The sequence below is a fragment of the Mucilaginibacter frigoritolerans genome, from assembly GCF_007830615.1.
Taxonomy (GTDB): Bacteria; Bacteroidota; Bacteroidia; order Sphingobacteriales; family Sphingobacteriaceae; genus Mucilaginibacter; species Mucilaginibacter frigoritolerans.
This window is the reverse complement of record NZ_VLLI01000002.1, coordinates 357877-373307: the sequence shown is the minus strand read 5'-3', so window position 1 is coordinate 373307 and position 15431 is coordinate 357877. Positions and strand designations below refer to the sequence as shown.

The window sequence follows — 15431 nt, the reverse complement described above, 5'->3', positions numbered from 1 at the left end:
ATAAGTTTTTTTAACCTATGCTTAATCCCGCGGTGGCTAAGTTAGTTCTTTCATTAGTTTATCAAAGGCTTCCCTTAATTCAGCAAGTTCTGTTTCCAGCTTAGCTACCCTTGCCTCCAGGCCGCTGCTATTTCTAACAGGTGTTTCTTCCTCGTCTTCATCATCTGTTATTTCCGGCTCACCGGCTAATAGGTGTGCGTACCTGACTTCTTTTTGCCCAGGTCGGCGTGGCAACTGGATCAGGAATGGCATTTCTTCAGAACTTAATCTTTCCAAAACGTCCTGCACTTCTTCTAACGATTCAAACTCATGCAGCCTGCCCGAATTGGTATTTAACTCTCCCGGCGTTTGCGGACCACGTAACATCAGCAAACATATTATAGCTACTTCTGATGGTAATACCGGAAATACAATAGCGAAATTGTGTTTGTATTTTATGCTGCGGATTGAGCCTCCGGTAGCGGTTGAAATTAAACCGCGTTTTTTTAATGTATTTAATGCCTGTGCCACCGTATCGTCATCATATTGCACAACCGGCTTACGCGATGTTTTTTGATTACAAGCAGTAGTAAGGCTGTTAATAGTCATGGGGTAATAATCGGGTGTGGTTTTGCTTTTTTCCATTAAGGAACCAAGCACCCTTATTTCTTCTGCGGTTAGTACAGGTAAAGTTATTGGTGAATCCATGGGCTAATAGGTGTCATTCCGATTTTCTATTTCGGTGGTTTATGCAATTATTTATCAAGCCGGTAACCGACAGCGCAAAATAACACATTATAAGCTCTTTTTAGCAAATTTTAAAATAGCCTCTACATTTACTTTTAACAATTTCTACATACAAAATTGTTATTTCATTAAATTCAGGGTTTCTTTGCATTTACAAATGTCTCTCTTTATTGCATCACTAAATTCCGGAAGTAACGGCAATTGCTATTATGTTGGCAATGGGCACGATGCTGTATTGATTGATGCAGGCATATCCTGCCGCGAAACCGAAAAAAGGATGCTGCGACTTGGTTTATCCATGAAAAAAGTAAAAGCTATTTTCATTTCGCATGAGCATTCCGATCACATCAACGGAATACCCGTGCTGGCCAAAAAATATCAGCTGCCAGTTTATATCACAAAACCCACCATGCTAAATGGGCGGCTCACAATTGAAGATCATTTAACTTTTACATTTTCTCCGTTTAGTCCCATTACTATTGGCGAAATACAGGTCACCGCATTTCCCAAGCAACATGATGCCAGCGACCCACATAGCTTTATTGTAAGCTGTAATAATATTAATATTGGTGTATTAACAGATATAGGCACAGTCTGCGAAAATGTGATCACTCATTTCAGTAAATGTCATGCTGCTTTTTTGGAAGCCAATTATGATGATGAAATGCTGGATAAAGGCAATTATCCATATCATTTAAAGAGTCGTATTAGGAGCGGAAATGGTCACCTTTCTAACAAACAGGCTCTGGAGTTGTTTATCAATCACCGGTCATCCAATTTAAGTCATTTGCTTTTATCGCATCTGTCTAAAAACAATAACGACCCGAAACTGGTACAGGATTTATTTAATGAGCACGCTAATGGTACAACCGTTGTTGTTGCCTCAAGGCATGTGGAAAGTGAAGTATATTATATAAAGGGTACAGGAAACCTGGAATCCAGCTTTTCTGAATTAAAAAGAATGCAGACTACCCTCTTTTAGACTGACCTATTATATATTGGTCTCGATAATTTTGGTGCTCCAGTAGCCGGCTTTTTGCGGATCCTGCCTCAACACCCCATCAAATAAATTATGGTAGCTGCCTGATGTATCCTTAAAATAGGAGGTATCATGATAATGGTCCAGCAGCTCGTTTTTTAATTGAATAGCAAACAGTTTATACAAATCAGACAGCACCTCGTTTTTTGAAGCTTCAGCTAATAATACATTGAAGCTTATATGTGCATTGATACATTCTTCTAACTGATCTGCATTGGCGGCAGTTGTACGTTTATCTAAAAAGTGTTCCAGCTTGGATATATCGTTACCGTTACGGTTCATGGCCGCAGTTACTGCAATTTTAGCCTCCAATATTTTACGTACTTCCTTAATATTTTGTGGGTCTGCTCTTTTCAAGCGCTGACTTAAGGGCTCATTTATGCCCGATGCATCTTCAATAAAGGTTCCTACTCCCTGCTGTACACGTAAGAAACCTGAATTTACCAGTATCTTAACCGCCTCCCTTATGGTTGATCGTCCTACTCCATAGCTCTTCATTAATTCTGCTTCTATCGGCAGCTTTTGATTTACCTGGTACGCCCCTTTTAAAATCTTTTCCTGTAGCTTAGAGGCAACTTCATCGGCCAGGTTTTTTCGTTGAATTATATTAGAGTTCATCATCAGACGATTTAAATATACAGCATTTTATCATAAGTGAAAGTGCATCAAAATAATTGTTCAAAACTTAATGATTTGTTAACTACATGCTAACCCTTTTACGGAAAACGCAATGATTTTGTGCTATTATTTATGAAAAAATCATTCCTGTTTTATATTACCCGTTTATTTTTGCTGTGAATTAAAAAGAAAACCCCAATAACAACCAAAAAGCTGTTATTTATATTGATATGGAAAGAAGATCCTTGCTTAAGGGCCTGGGTGGTTTAGCATTAATCCCCGCCCTGCCATTTAAAAGTTTACAAACAGAAAAAAAGCCCGTTTTGAGGGTTGCACACTTAACCGATATCCATTTAAAAGATAAGTGGGATGCCCCGGCGCGTTTTGCCAAATGCTTACACCACGTACAGCAGCAACCTGGTGTGGATATGATATTGAATGGCGGCGATATTGTATTTGACATGAACAAAGAAAACATAGATACCATTAACACCGAATGGAAACTATGGCATTCTATTATAAAAGCGGAATGCAGCCTGCCCATGCATTATATATTAGGCAATCACGATGTATGGTGGAACGAAAACGATAAGGGGCAAACTTTATACGGCAAGCAATTCTCACTGGGCCAGTTAGAGTTATCATCGCCTTATTACAGTTTTACTAAAAACGGCTGGAAATTTATTTTGCTGGATAGCGTTCATCTTGATTTTGATAACACCTGGTACATTGGCAAATTAGGAGATGTGCAGTTAAGCTGGCTTGAAAATGAGCTAAAGTTGACCCCGGCAGATATGCCGGTTTGTGTAATGTCGCACATTCCTATTCTTTCGGCAACATTAATGGTTGATGACAATGACACCGGCTCCAATAAATGGGAAATACTGGGCGGCGACATGCATACCGATACCAACAAGATTATCAGCTTATTTTATAAATACCCTAATGTAAAACTATGCTTAAGCGGCCACATCCATTTGCGCGACAAAGTAGTTTATAACAACGTAACCTACATTTGTAATGGAGCAGTTAGCGGTTCGTGGTGGGAAGGCAACAAACGCGAAACAGCACCAGGCTACGGCTTAATTGATTTTTATGCCGATGGTAGCTTCGATGAGCATTATATAAATTACTAATAAATCAACATTAGCTGTAACATCTTAAACCCATATTTATCAAACCCTTAAAAACAATATTTAACTATTGCCGTTAAATTAAAAAAATAAAATATGGGCTTATTAAGATTTATAGTAGTTGGTGTGGCTGTTGGATACGGCATTAATTACATTACCAAAAAAGGACCAAATGGCCGCTCTATTCTGGATGATGTTACCGAGAAAGCGCCCGAGTGGTTTGACCAGGCAAAGAAATTTGCTGAAGAGACCATTGAGCAGGTAAAACAAACCATTCAACCAGAAACACGCTACTAATAAAATAAAACGGTATTTACCGAAGCAATAATTCATTCAACCATTAAAAGGCGTTGAATGAATTATTGTTATTAAATAATATTGCCATCCTTGGCAATATTCAAACTAAACCATTCCTTTTATTGGCTGCTTTTGCCCTTTGTTTATCTATAAAAACATAAATTAGTCGGGTAAACACACAAATAATGCAATCATACATTTTAGGGGTTGATATTGGCACCGGTAGTACCAAAGCTGTAGCTGTTGATTTTAACGGAGAGGCTTTCGACGTAACACAACATTACTATCCGGTTAAAAGCCCCAAGCCGGGCTACAGCGAACAAGACCCGGCATTGATCCTGGATGCTTTTATCAACTGCATTAATGATATGGTGAAAAAGACAGGCAAGGCCCCGCACGCAATTAGCCTGAGCAGTGCCATGCATAGTGTTATTCCGGTTGACAGCAATGGAAAAGCCCTTGCAGATATGATTACCTGGGCCGATGCAAGAAGCGAAGACATAGCCGAAAAACTACGCAATTCCGATCAGGGGCCAGAAATTTATAAAACCTCCGGCACTCCCATCCATGCGATGACGCCGCTGTGCAAACTTATCTGGCTGCGCGAAAATGAAACAACGCTTTTTAACAATGCCGATAAGTTTATCGGTATAAAAGAATATATCTGGTATAACCTGTTTGGGGTTTTTGAAATTGATTATGCAAATGCAGCGGCAACCGGGCTTTTTGATATCATCAACCTAAAATGGAATCCGGAAGCTTGTAGTTTGGCCGGTATTACAACTGAAAAACTTTCTGTTCCTGTTAACACCACCTATAAAAGATCCGGCTTAAGTAACACTGTATCAGAAAAACTGAATCTACCCTCAGAGACCATCTTTGTAATTGGGGCCAGTGATGGTTGTTGCGCCAACCTCGGGAGTTTTGTAAATACGCCGGATACCGCCTCATTAACCATAGGCACCAGTGGCGCGGTACGGATAACCAGTCCGCAACCGGTATATGATTTTGGGGCCATGATTTTTAATTACCTGCTTAACGAAAAAACTTTTGTTTGCGGCGGGGCCATCAATAATGGTGGCATTGTGCTGAACTGGCTAATAAAAAGCTTTCTAGATAAAAAACAAGCGGGGCCCGCCGATTACGAGGCGGTTTTTGAGAAAATAAATAGTGTTACCGCGGGAAGCGAAGGTTTGATTTTTTTACCTTACTTGTATGGCGAACGCGCCCCACTGTGGGATACCAAAAGTTGTGGCGTATATTTCAACATTAAACAACAGCACACCCAGGCCCATTTTTTAAGGGCAGGATTGGAGGGCATTTGCTTTGCACTGAACAATGTATTACAAACATTGGAGCAATCGTCCTCCCCAATACGTCAGTTAAATATCAGCGGCGGTTTTATAACCTCAACCGTATGGACGCAAATACTGGCTGACATTACCGGCAAAGAACTGGCCATTGTGCAGCAGGAAGATGCATCCGCCATCGGTGCTGTTTTTTTAGCGATGGATGCCCTTAACTTACCATCGCCCAAGCAATCGGTGGTTAATGGCCAAACCGAAAATATTATTCCCAATTCAGGTAACCACCAAATCTATAACCAAAACTTCCAGGTGTTTAAAAAGCTGTATACCGATTTAAAAGAGACCATGCATTGGGTGCATAAAATGCCCTTTTAATCTGGTGTTTTTTTATTTATCATTTGCGCTTAAATTTTTCTCTAAACAATCTATGTTTAATTAATCATTAATTTTTTATACCAACTTTGTTTTAGCCAATGTGTTAAAAAAGTATATTTGTAATAGCCAGTCACTGTTTATGAAGAATACTTACAGCTTTAACATCATCCCTCCCAATGACAGTGAACGGGTGGAAGCGTTAAAAAAATACCACATTTTAAATACGCCCACCGAAAAGGATTTTGACAATATTGTAAAGTTAGCGATAACCATTTTCAGGGTACCTATTGCACATATTTCATTTTTAGATGCCGAATATGAATTTGTTAAAGCCAGCATCGGGATTGATGGCATTGTGCTGGTAAACCGGGGTGAGAGCGTTTGTGCATTATCTGTATTGGAGCCCCAAATAATGGTTGTTGAAGATGCGCTTTACGATCCGGTTTTTAATAAGCACCCCTATGTACACGGCGAATTTGGTTTACGTTTTTATGCAGGTGCTCCTATCATTACACCCGATGATCATATTATTGGCACCGTGTGCCTGGTTGATACCCAACCCCGTACTTTAAGCCCGCACCAAAAAGAAATTTTACAAAGCCTGGCAAGTGTAGTGATGGACCAGGTAGAACTACGTCTTTCTAACCTTGAAAAAGCCGAGCGTCAGCAAAAAACGACCGACTTACTGGCGGCCAGCGAAAAACGCCTAAAAGGGATACTGGATACCATGGCCGAGGGTGTGTCTATTGTTGATGTAAAAGGCAAATTGGTTTACATCAACCAAATGGCACAGAAAATTTTCGGTCTTCCTGATTTGGATATAACCGAGCGATCTTACAACGATGCCAAATGGAAAAACCTCCGTTTGGATGGAACACTGTTGCCAGATGAAGAGCACCCCATGACCATTGCTCTCAAAACGGGCTTGGCTGCGCATGATCAGGAGATTGGCATCAAAATACCCCGCCAGGAAGTTTTTTATATCTCCATAAATGCCGCGCCCATTGTTAATGCCAAGGGGGAAGTAACCGGAGGTATAGCCACTTTTATGGATGTTACCAACAGGCGCAAGCTGATGAAACAAAAAGACGAATTTATCAGCATTGCCAGTCATGAATTAAAAACACCCATTACCAGTTTAAAAGCGTCTATCCAGCTGCTCAACCGGATTAAAAATGACCCATCCTCCCCCATGCTGTCAAAGCTTATAGACCAGGCCAATAAAAGCCTCGAAAAATTAAGCAACCTGGTAAACGATTTGCTTAATGTAAACCGCATTGCACAGGGGCAACTCACCTTGCGCAAAACAACGTTTGTACTTGCTGATATGATTAACGATTGCTGCCAGCTCATCCGCGCTACGGGGCATCATGAGATAAGACTAAACGGCGATCTTTCCCTGAAAATTTATGCTGATGAACTGCGGATAGACCAGGTAGTGGTAAACATCATTAACAATGCCATTAAATATGCCCCCGATTCAAAATATATTGAAATTAGCATTGAGCAATTAGATAGTTGGGCAAAAGTTTCGGTTAAAGATAGCGGCCCGGGTATTGCGGCCGAGAAGCTACCCCACCTGTTTGACCGCTATTACCGCGCCGACTATAGCGGCGTACAGTTTTCGGGACTGGGGCTGGGACTTTACATAGGCGCCGACATTATCAAAAAACATGGAGGCGAAATAGGGGTTGATACCATGTTGGGTACCGGCAGTACTTTTTGGTTCACCCTGCCGCTTGAGGATAACGCCTGAAATCAATCTAATCCTATAGCCTCCTCTTGTAATCACTTCTCCGCCAGTATGGCGGAGAAGGATCTTCTTCAACTAATAAGTCTTCGCCCGGCAATCCGCCCACATATACGGTGAAGAAGATGCTTCTTTCATCAGCATAACAAGAACAAGCGTTGTCCCACAAAAAACACGGGACAAAAAATACCCATGAGGAGCTAAAACAGACTATCGCTATAAATCAACAACTTAAATAAGGCGCGTGGGACAAGCTGGGCTAACATGGGCTAAAAATTGCGGATTTTCGGAAGATTTTGTCCCACGGCGGTATAAAAATGAAACTTCGTAATCAGTGGGACACTCCTGCCTTTTTTGTCACCCCGGTATTATTGCTGCTGTTTTATAAACCATATAGCATAAAAAGCCCTCAAAATATTCTGAGGGCTTTTTGTTTAATGAGCGGGGGGATGTCAAACCCACACACTTTATATTTTATGTTATTTGCCGGTCTTCGGGGAAACTTCGTTTGCTTTTTTAGCAGCAAGAGCTCCACCCCAAAGTGAGCCCGGATTTAGGCGATCTGAATAAAGCTCCAACATTCCATTATACAGCTCAAGAGTAGTCGAAGTTTCACTATTCAACCGTTCAAAATCTTCTATATATTTTTTTGTGGTGATTAAAATACCGGGATCGTCAGTATTGGATGGTACTTTATGTCCGGCAACTACAGATTTGGGATTAAGGGCAATCAGCTTGTCAATCGCGTTTATCCACTCCTTTCTGGTTTCTGTTGTTGTTTCAGCTAAATATTGATGTACCCCATTATAAGCAACATCTCCAGCTGCAATTAGTCCGATTGATGGCACGTAAAGACTGGTTGTATTATGCGTATCAGAAAACCCGGTATGGATAACAATCAATTTCTGTCCTTCCAATTCAAATTCATCGCTTGACAATGCAGTGGGCACTACTAGTTTTTCAGGTATTTGCCCTGGATATCTGGGAACCCAAAACCCTTCTATAACTGCCGGCTGTACCTGTTCAAGGCAGTCTTCCGCGGTATCTTTAGTAGCTATAGCCTTTGCGTCTGGAAAACGGTCAAGCAATAATTGAAGACCATAAAAATGGTCACCATGAGGATGAGTGATGTAAATGTACTTGAGGTTCTTGCCTGTAGCAGCGATAGAATCTGCCAATGCCTTTGAATGGTCAATGGCCAGAAATACATCTACTAATACTGCATCGGTTTTACCATAAATGAGTGTAGCGCTATTAGGTACCCATTTAAGGTCATCCAAACCCGGAGGAGTATTAGGATCGCGATTTAAACCAGGGCGGCTTGAAGTAAATACTTCATAATTCAATACGTTGGTTGAATTGTCATTTTCTTGTGTCATAGGTTTACTACATTTAATTCGTTTTGGTGAATAAAAGTAGAAGTATAGGATGGGGATGATTGTACCCCGGGCAAAGAAAAAAATACAAAAATCAAATAATATTACGCTGTCGAAAAGTAGCCGGAGTAAGGGCCGTGTGTTTTTTAAAGAAGGTGTTAAAATGGTTTGCATAATTGAATCCAAGTCCATAAGCAATATCTGCAATGCTCCAATTACTATGTTTAAGCAAAGCTTTGGCTTCACTAAGTAATCTATCTGCAATATGGCTGGACGTGGGCTTTCCGGTAAGGCTTTTTACAGCTGAATTTAAATGGTTTACGTGAACAAATAGTTTAGATGAATAATCACCCGGTTTTTTTAAGCAGATCGGCTCTTGTGGTGATTGAATTGGAAATTGTTTTTCGAGTAAATCAAAAAAGAGATGAACAATACGGGCATTAGCTCCGTTAGGCTGAAGCTTAATAGCATCGCTTTTAATTTTCAATCCTTCATAAATCAGCAAACTGATATAATGACGCGCTATTTCATCTTTAAATAAAAATGAAGAATTAATTTCAGCAATTAAATTATCAAATAACTGCCTGATAAATTGTATTTGTTCCTTTTCCGGAAAAAAGACATTCGTTCCAATGGTTCCAAAAAGGGCAGAAGGTAATACTTTGCCAACGCTTTCATTAGCATTAAGAAAATCCTGGGTAAATACACACCAATATCCCGATCTCATAGATTTCAGACTGTCATAAGCGTATGTAGCTGATGGATGCGCAAAAAAAAGCGCGGGTTTGTCACAATCAAACTCTTGATCGTTAAAGTATAATTTACATTTATTTTCGATGAGCCAAATTTTAAAAAAATCATTCCGGCTATAAGGCACTTTTACGTTTTTACCAGATGATTCATAACGTCGTGCGTTAATTTGATATGGGACTTTTTTTAGATTATGTGAAAAATAGATTTTTTCCATATCTAAAGCTACAAAAATCAAAGCATACTTATATTTAAATATCAATCAATGGGCAGGCGGGCTACAAGCATCGCGAATCCGTAGATATAATCTACGGACAGCAGGTCAAAAAATTCGTTTTAGCGAGTGTTTTGCGCTAAAGCGGAAAAATAGTGTCCCTCGCTTTGCACTGACCCCAAAAGTTAGACACTATTTGGAGACGGTGCGCTAATTGACCAGGCGCTGTTAAGCTGCACGCTTAATGTATTTTAGGCCGAGATTGCAAAACTCGACCAGTTTAAGACCTAATAAATTAAATCCTATCTTTATCTTCTAAACATTACAGCAATGGCTAAAAAAAGACCTTATCTTTTATTCTTGCTCCTTATTTTACAAAGTTGTACCCATGCTCAAACATTCAACAAAGGTAAGTTAGATAGTTTTTTTGTCGCAATGAACGCGCATCATGAAAACATGGGTAGTATTGCCATAGCTTCAAACGGCAAGTTGGTCTATCAAAACACCATCGGTTATAGTCAGGTGAATAAAGATATAAAAACACCGGCCACTATCAAAACTAAATACCGGATTGGTTCTATCAGTAAGATGTTTACCGCGGTTATGATCTTTCAGCTTATAGACGAAGGTAAACTTAGTTTTAAAACACCTTTAGCCAGTTATTTCCCACAACTTCCTAATGCCCAAAAGATTACCATCGGAGAAATGCTTAATCATCGTAGCGGTCTTCATAATTTTACACAAGACTCACTTTACACCACCTATATGACCACCCATAAGTCGGAAGTTGAAATGATGGCCATCTTTGCCAAACAGAAATCCGATTTTGAACCAAATACAAAGGCCGAGTACAGTAATACCAATTTCGTGCTGCTGGGTTATATAATTGAAAAACTAACTGGTAAAAGTTATGCCGAAGAATTGAAAAAACGAATCACCTCAAAAATAGGCCTGACAGACACATATTGCGGCACTAAAGCCAACCCGTCCAAAAATGAAGCCTCCTCTTATAATTATACCGGGCAATGGACGCAAATGCCCGAAACGGATATAAGTATTACGGGCGGTGCTGGTGCCATCATATCCACGCCAACGGACTTGGTTAAATTTATAAATGCACTCTTTACCGGAAAACTCATTAGCCAGGCTGATTTAACGTTGATGAAGACAATGAAGGACAACTACGGTATGGCTATGATCTCAATTCCGTTTGATGATAAAAAAGGTTTTGGACATACCGGTGGCATTGATGGGTTTTTAAGTTTGCTTACCTATTTTCCGGAGGGCAAGCTTGCAATAGCCTATATATCTAATGGCGTAAGGTATTCAACTAATCAAGTTGTTATGGGTGCATTAAACATTTATTTTAACTACCCGTTCACAATCCCCGGGTTTAAAACAATTACCTTAAATACGGCCGACCTTGATAAATATACCGGTAAGTATACCTGTACCCAAACGCCGGTAAAAGCTGTTATTACTAAAAACAATACCGTACTATTTGTACGAGGCATTGGTCAGATAGCATATCCGCTGGAAGCTATTGAAAGTAATAAATTTGCTTATGATGGCCTTGTTTTCCAATTTGATACAACTAAAAAAACTTTCACTGTAACTCAGGGAGGAACTACCCATCTGTTTACTAAAAAAGATTAGTCTGATCAAATTTGCAATGCGAAATTATTGCTGATTATTTTCATGTTACCCTGCTTTAGTCCAGGATTATAGATCCGGACTAACAAGTACCAGTATTCAATCAACCCTGTTCGCCTATAAATAGGATTGCAGTGTATGTGCGCCAGATTTTTGACGGAGCCGCATCAATGCTTTATCCTTGATCTGCCTTACGCGTTCACGTGTCAGGTTAAATTTCTCGCCGATCTCTTCTAATGAATGTGCGGCAATACTGTTCAGGCCAAAAAACAAAACAAGCACCTGCTGCTCGCGATCGGCCAAAGCCCCAAGTGATCTTCTGATCTCCTGAGCCAGTGAATCAATCATCAGGTCACTATCCGTACCCGCATCTGTACTTTGTAAAACATCCAGCAAGGTATTCTCTTCACCGGTAACAAAAGGTGCATCCATGGATATATGGCGACCCGAATTTGACAACGCATCTGCTATCTTATCGGCTGTTGTTTCCAGATCAACGGCAAGCTCCTCGGGTGTTGGCGGGCGCTCAAACTGTTGCTCCAGTTTTGAAGATGATTTACGGATCTTACTCAATGAGCCTACCTGATTCAGCGGCAAGCGCACTATCCTGGATTGCTCTGCTACAGCAGAAAGGATAGACTGCCTAATCCACCAAACCGCATATGATATAAACTTAAAACCCTTGGTTTCATCAAAACGTTTCGCTGCCTTAATCAGGCCGAGGTTGCCCTCGTTAATCAGGTCGCCCAAGGTTAGGCCCTGGTTCTGGTATTGTTTAGCTACGGATACCACGAAGCGAAGATTCGTTTTGGTTAGTCTTTCTAAAGCGGCCTGGTCACCTTCACGAATCTTTTGCGCCAGAATTACTTCCTCTTGCGCTGTGATCAGATCAACCTTGGCTATTTCACTTAAATACTTATCTAACGACTGGGATTCGCGATTGGTAATGGATTGGGTAATTTTGAGTTGTCTCATGCTTTGTTGCAAAGATACACCAAATTATGGCTAATAGAGTATCAACCGGTTGCTATCCTGTATATAATAGCATGATAATGACCTGCTAATGTTTAATTGTCATTGTTTCGGGGTGAAAATTAATGGTTTGGCTAAAAATCCTCCCTACTCCCTACTCTGTGACCCCCGCCCGGCTAAGCGTCCCCGCTTGCAGAAATAACGAAAAGCTTGTTACCCGGTTAGGCTACAAGCTTAATATTTTTTAGGACCAAGTTACAAAACCCGGACCAGTTAAGGTTTGGTTTTATAGCTTGAGTTCTTCATAAGCTACAACTCAAGTAAACACATGAAGCAAACGCTCATATACAGCTTAAATGTTTGGCTAACCAGCGTGGTTGCAGCACCGTTGTTGTTTTTGATATTTACATTGCCAAAGAACACGGGAATAGGGATTGAGATATTACCGTTCGAATGGCTTATGGGAGGAGTGTTATCAGTACCAAGCTTTCTTCTGCTTTATCTTACAAGTAATTACCTGGTAAGGTTGCGCTTTAGCATCTTGATCGATAAGATCATCCTTTCTTTGGTTGGTATACTATTAACTTATATTCCTTTTTTCTTAATCAATGGGTATCACTTGATATTGGATGGAGATCAGCTTTCACAGCCCTTGTTTATATGTTATAGTTGTGCGACAGTGATATGCTTATGGTTCTATAAGTTCAACCCGCCCGGTTAAGCATCCTCGCTTTGCCGAAATAACGAAAAGCTTGTTACCCGGCTAAGCTATAAACTTAAGACATTTTTAGGACGAGCTTACTAACCTCGACCAGGTAGCGAAAAATGAGGTTTTTTGCGACTATTACTTTGCCAATTTATAAGTATAAATGTTTTGGCTGGCATCTGTTTTTATTAAAAGTAAACTATCTCCTTTAATAGCATACGTATAGGAACCATTCAGCACTGCAGTAGTAACAACGCTTAAATTATCAGGAAATGCTTCCATGTTCGTAAAGGTTGCAGTACCGCCGTTAATCAGGTAGGTTCCTTTGCCAGTTGTTAGCGTTGAGGAACTTGTTAAAGAACTGAATTGCCCCGATTGCATTAAAATCACAACACTATCCTTTAAAGCCACGCCGCTTTTGTTACTTAAAAAAAACCAGCCCGAGTAATTCCCATCAAAAACTACATTTTCTTTCTTGTCTTTTTTGCATCCGCCAACAGCAAGCGATAGTAGTAAAATAAAAAATAATCCTTTGGGTTTCATGGTTGCGTTTTTTATCATTACGAATCAGGTATAAGCATTGCTACACCAATCATGAAATAAAACAATATTGCTGTTAATCAAAGGCACCCGTGCTTGCCGAAATAACGAAAGGCTTGTTACCTGGCTAAGCTGTAAACTTAACACATTTTAGGACGAGGTTAAAAAACTATACCTGATAAGGGAATACCCGTGCCAGAAAGAGCGTTAGCGAGACCAACATATTAGTTTAAAAGGAGAACTGTTGTATATTAGCTTTATGGCTAAACCTAACCAATGAAATACCTGATTGTTATAACAATTATACTCGCCAGTTTAAAAAGTAATTGTTCTTTTGGGCAAACTGATACTGCCCATATTGAGCATCCCCCAAATGGACATAATTCTCCCTATAGAAAAGCGATACACTTGAAATTAGACGAAGCTAAATTCCGTCATATAAAATCTTTAAACCACCACTATGTTGTTGTTGAAGGTACATTTTACCGCTTAGATAGAGGTCTTGGTTTGATTACCCTTGAACTGGATGTCAAAGGTTTAAAACGCCTGTATTTAAAAACTGATGCACAATTATGAAACAGGAACTCACCTATACTTTAAAGGTTTGGTTGACATCATCTGTTTTGACACCTATCCTGACTACAGCATTGCATTTCTATTTTTTGTCGCTGAACAATCTTCACCCTTTTTATGATGCCAGAATTTATGATAAAGAACTGCTGAGATTATTAAAGTCGATAGCATTAATCTGGGTTGGCTTTTTGCCATTGGCTGTGGGCCTTTACTATAGTATTGTTTTACTAAGCAAAAAACCAATCGGATTATTCTGCATTAAGGCTTATCTTTCTGTTATAGGAGTTATACTTGCTACGTTTTTTGAAGCCATCTTGTTATTTGATATGCTCATGTCAAATACTAATGGCTTAATCAGAACAGTCGCAATAAACGCTATTATTCAATCCATAATCTGCCATACCTTGCCGGTAGTAGGAAGCATCTGGTTTTATAAGCTTATGCCAACAAACAGTATCCCTTTAAAACAAGTTCCTAATGAGATATAGAAGCAAAACACAACGAAAACTAATTGCTCTTTGTATACTCCTTTGTAGTTTGGGACTTGGCTGGGCAATTTACATCCTGCCAATACAACCAGAATGGCTAAAGACCATTTTGTTTCTTTTGATGATTTTGATAGTCCTATGCTCCGCGATATATCTGCAAGGCTTTTACCGACGTGATAGTCGCAACGCTAACAACGAAGAATGGGAATAAGCAAACCCGTTAGTCCCGGATTTACAATCCAGGGCTAACAATAATGAGAATTTGCAATCCCTTAAAACTGCTGATTTTCAAAAGCAGGCTTGCCTGGCACCAGGATGATGTTGAAATCATAACCAGTGGCTTGGTGGCATATATTGCACATCTTTGTTAGGGCCACAAATTCTTTATCAAATTTATCTCGATCCTTACTTTCAATGGCTTTATTAATTGCTGCAAGCTCCGGGTAAATCATCGGAACAGCCTGCGCCGTTTTAGAACCTGCATGATATTTTTCAATACGCTTAAAACCACCGTTAAGTAAGCCTGCCTCATATGCCGCTAACTTCCAGTTGCTATTATGCCCAGCCAGCCAAAGTTTATAATGATGCGGCTGAACGATGCCATTCATAATTTCTCCCGTTCCCGGAACATAGGCCAGTGAAGCTTGCTTTTTTAAACTATCAATCTCTGTTGCTACCAAATGTGCGTCTGTAGCCGGTTTTTCACAGCTGGTCCATATTGAAGCAAAGCAAGTGGCAGCAACAATAAGGCCTAAAACTTTAGGTAAATTTCTCATGGTTTTTAAATTTAGTTTTTGAGAACAATCCTTTTTTGATAATACCCAAAATTACATCAGAAATTAATCCATAGGAAAAATATTCGTTGAAGAGGCAAAAACTGTCTACCCGAAAAGAAATTTGTATTTGCAGTACTC

General features: G+C 39.9%; 15 protein-coding genes. 8 read left to right on the top strand and 7 right to left on the bottom strand.

Annotated features, from left to right (window positions below; translation table 11 throughout):
• Positions 1–36: 36 nt before the first annotated feature.
• On the bottom strand, positions 37–687 hold the full coding sequence (locus tag JN11_RS05185) for a YceH family protein (protein WP_144910287.1): 651 nt from the start codon (positions 685–687) through the stop codon (positions 37–39).
• 196 nt (positions 688–883) lie between these two features.
• Here JN11_RS05185 and JN11_RS05180 point away from each other — a divergent pair, with 196 nt between their 5' ends.
• A complete protein-coding gene (locus JN11_RS05180; RefSeq protein WP_144910285.1) occupies positions 884–1708 on the top strand; it encodes an MBL fold metallo-hydrolase in 825 nt (274 codons plus the stop codon).
• Between the two features lie 9 nt (positions 1709–1717).
• Here the strand turns inward: JN11_RS05180 and JN11_RS05175 are convergent, their stop codons facing one another.
• The gene (locus tag JN11_RS05175; protein ID WP_246138940.1) at positions 1718–2386 is read right to left on the bottom strand and encodes a FadR/GntR family transcriptional regulator; all 669 of its coding nucleotides are present in this window, start codon (positions 2384–2386) and stop codon (positions 1718–1720) included.
• Between the two features lie 227 nt (positions 2387–2613).
• Between JN11_RS05175 and JN11_RS05170 the strand changes: the two genes are divergently transcribed.
• The 4 genes from JN11_RS05170 (at position 2614) to JN11_RS05155 (ending at position 7251) form a co-directional block, all read left to right on the top strand.
• The gene (locus JN11_RS05170) at positions 2614–3519 is read left to right on the top strand and encodes a metallophosphoesterase family protein (RefSeq protein ID WP_144910283.1); all 906 of its coding nucleotides are present in this window, start codon (positions 2614–2616) and stop codon (positions 3517–3519) included.
• Positions 3520–3612: 93 nt separating this feature from the next.
• Positions 3613–3813: a YtxH domain-containing protein gene (locus JN11_RS05165; RefSeq protein WP_144910281.1), complete on the top strand. Its 201-nt coding sequence runs from the start codon at positions 3613–3615 to the stop codon at positions 3811–3813.
• A 185-nt stretch (positions 3814–3998) separates the two neighbouring features.
• Positions 3999–5495 carry a gluconokinase gene (locus JN11_RS05160; protein ID WP_144910279.1) on the top strand — a complete coding sequence of 499 codons (1497 nt, stop codon included), beginning with the start codon at positions 3999–4001 and terminating at the stop codon, positions 5493–5495.
• 139 nt (positions 5496–5634) lie between these two features.
• Entirely contained in the window at positions 5635–7251 is a 1617-nt protein-coding gene (locus JN11_RS05155) for an ATP-binding protein (protein ID WP_144910277.1), read from the top strand.
• A gap of 473 nt (positions 7252–7724) precedes the next feature.
• On the opposite strand, the gene JN11_RS05150 is transcribed toward JN11_RS05155, so the two are convergent.
• Positions 7725–8624 carry an MBL fold metallo-hydrolase gene (locus JN11_RS05150; protein WP_144910275.1) on the bottom strand — a complete coding sequence of 300 codons (900 nt, stop codon included), beginning with the start codon at positions 8622–8624 and terminating at the stop codon, positions 7725–7727.
• A 91-nt stretch (positions 8625–8715) separates the two neighbouring features.
• Positions 8716–9588, bottom strand: coding sequence for a helix-turn-helix domain-containing protein (locus tag JN11_RS05145; protein WP_144910273.1), 873 nt, complete (start codon positions 9586–9588; stop codon positions 8716–8718).
• Positions 9589–9915: 327 nt separating this feature from the next.
• On the opposite strand from JN11_RS05145, the gene JN11_RS05140 reads away from it, so the two are divergent.
• Positions 9916–11241 (top strand): serine hydrolase domain-containing protein, encoded by a 1326-nt coding sequence (locus JN11_RS05140; RefSeq protein WP_144910272.1) that lies wholly within the window; start codon positions 9916–9918, stop codon positions 11239–11241.
• A 114-nt stretch (positions 11242–11355) separates the two neighbouring features.
• Here the strand turns inward: JN11_RS05140 and JN11_RS05135 are convergent, their stop codons facing one another.
• The gene (locus JN11_RS05135; RefSeq protein ID WP_144910269.1) at positions 11356–12213 is read right to left on the bottom strand and encodes a sigma-70 family RNA polymerase sigma factor; all 858 of its coding nucleotides are present in this window, start codon (positions 12211–12213) and stop codon (positions 11356–11358) included.
• An 841-nt stretch (positions 12214–13054) separates the two neighbouring features.
• The gene (locus tag JN11_RS05130; protein WP_144910267.1) at positions 13055–13477 is read right to left on the bottom strand and encodes a hypothetical protein; all 423 of its coding nucleotides are present in this window, start codon (positions 13475–13477) and stop codon (positions 13055–13057) included.
• A 255-nt stretch (positions 13478–13732) separates the two neighbouring features.
• Here JN11_RS05130 and JN11_RS05125 point away from each other — a divergent pair, with 255 nt between their 5' ends.
• Together JN11_RS05125 and JN11_RS05120 are read left to right on the top strand one after the other, a co-directional pair.
• Entirely contained in the window at positions 13733–14032 is a 300-nt protein-coding gene (locus JN11_RS05125) for a hypothetical protein (protein ID WP_144910265.1), read from the top strand.
• Positions 14029–14517 carry a hypothetical protein gene (locus tag JN11_RS05120; RefSeq protein WP_144910263.1) on the top strand — a complete coding sequence of 163 codons (489 nt, stop codon included), beginning with the start codon at positions 14029–14031 and terminating at the stop codon, positions 14515–14517. The genes JN11_RS05125 and JN11_RS05120 overlap by 4 nt, the downstream gene beginning before the upstream one ends.
• 272 nt (positions 14518–14789) lie before the next feature.
• On the opposite strand, the gene JN11_RS05115 is transcribed toward JN11_RS05120, so the two are convergent.
• Positions 14790–15293 carry a hypothetical protein gene (locus JN11_RS05115; RefSeq protein ID WP_144910261.1) on the bottom strand — a complete coding sequence of 168 codons (504 nt, stop codon included), beginning with the start codon at positions 15291–15293 and terminating at the stop codon, positions 14790–14792.
• Positions 15294–15431 lie beyond the last annotated feature (138 nt).

Coding starts and splice junctions, on each gene's coding strand:
- JN11_RS05185 (WP_144910287.1), bottom strand. CDS start 687: ATGGATTCACCAATAACTTTACCTGTACTAACCGCAGAAGAAATAAGG.
- JN11_RS05180 (WP_144910285.1), top strand. CDS start 884: ATGTCTCTCTTTATTGCATCACTAAATTCCGGAAGTAACGGCAATTGC.
- JN11_RS05175 (WP_246138940.1), bottom strand. CDS start 2,386: ATGATGAACTCTAATATAATTCAACGAAAAAACCTGGCCGATGAAGTT.
- JN11_RS05170 (WP_144910283.1), top strand. CDS start 2,614: ATGGAAAGAAGATCCTTGCTTAAGGGCCTGGGTGGTTTAGCATTAATC.
- JN11_RS05165 (WP_144910281.1), top strand. CDS start 3,613: ATGGGCTTATTAAGATTTATAGTAGTTGGTGTGGCTGTTGGATACGGC.
- JN11_RS05160 (WP_144910279.1), top strand. CDS start 3,999: ATGCAATCATACATTTTAGGGGTTGATATTGGCACCGGTAGTACCAAA.
- JN11_RS05155 (WP_144910277.1), top strand. CDS start 5,635: ATGAAGAATACTTACAGCTTTAACATCATCCCTCCCAATGACAGTGAA.
- JN11_RS05150 (WP_144910275.1), bottom strand. CDS start 8,624: ATGACACAAGAAAATGACAATTCAACCAACGTATTGAATTATGAAGTA.
- JN11_RS05145 (WP_144910273.1), bottom strand. CDS start 9,588: ATGGAAAAAATCTATTTTTCACATAATCTAAAAAAAGTCCCATATCAA.
- JN11_RS05140 (WP_144910272.1), top strand. CDS start 9,916: ATGGCTAAAAAAAGACCTTATCTTTTATTCTTGCTCCTTATTTTACAA.
- JN11_RS05135 (WP_144910269.1), bottom strand. CDS start 12,213: ATGAGACAACTCAAAATTACCCAATCCATTACCAATCGCGAATCCCAG.
- JN11_RS05130 (WP_144910267.1), bottom strand. CDS start 13,477: ATGATAAAAAACGCAACCATGAAACCCAAAGGATTATTTTTTATTTTA.
- JN11_RS05125 (WP_144910265.1), top strand. CDS start 13,733: ATGAAATACCTGATTGTTATAACAATTATACTCGCCAGTTTAAAAAGT.
- JN11_RS05120 (WP_144910263.1), top strand. CDS start 14,029: ATGAAACAGGAACTCACCTATACTTTAAAGGTTTGGTTGACATCATCT.
- JN11_RS05115 (WP_144910261.1), bottom strand. CDS start 15,293: ATGAGAAATTTACCTAAAGTTTTAGGCCTTATTGTTGCTGCCACTTGC.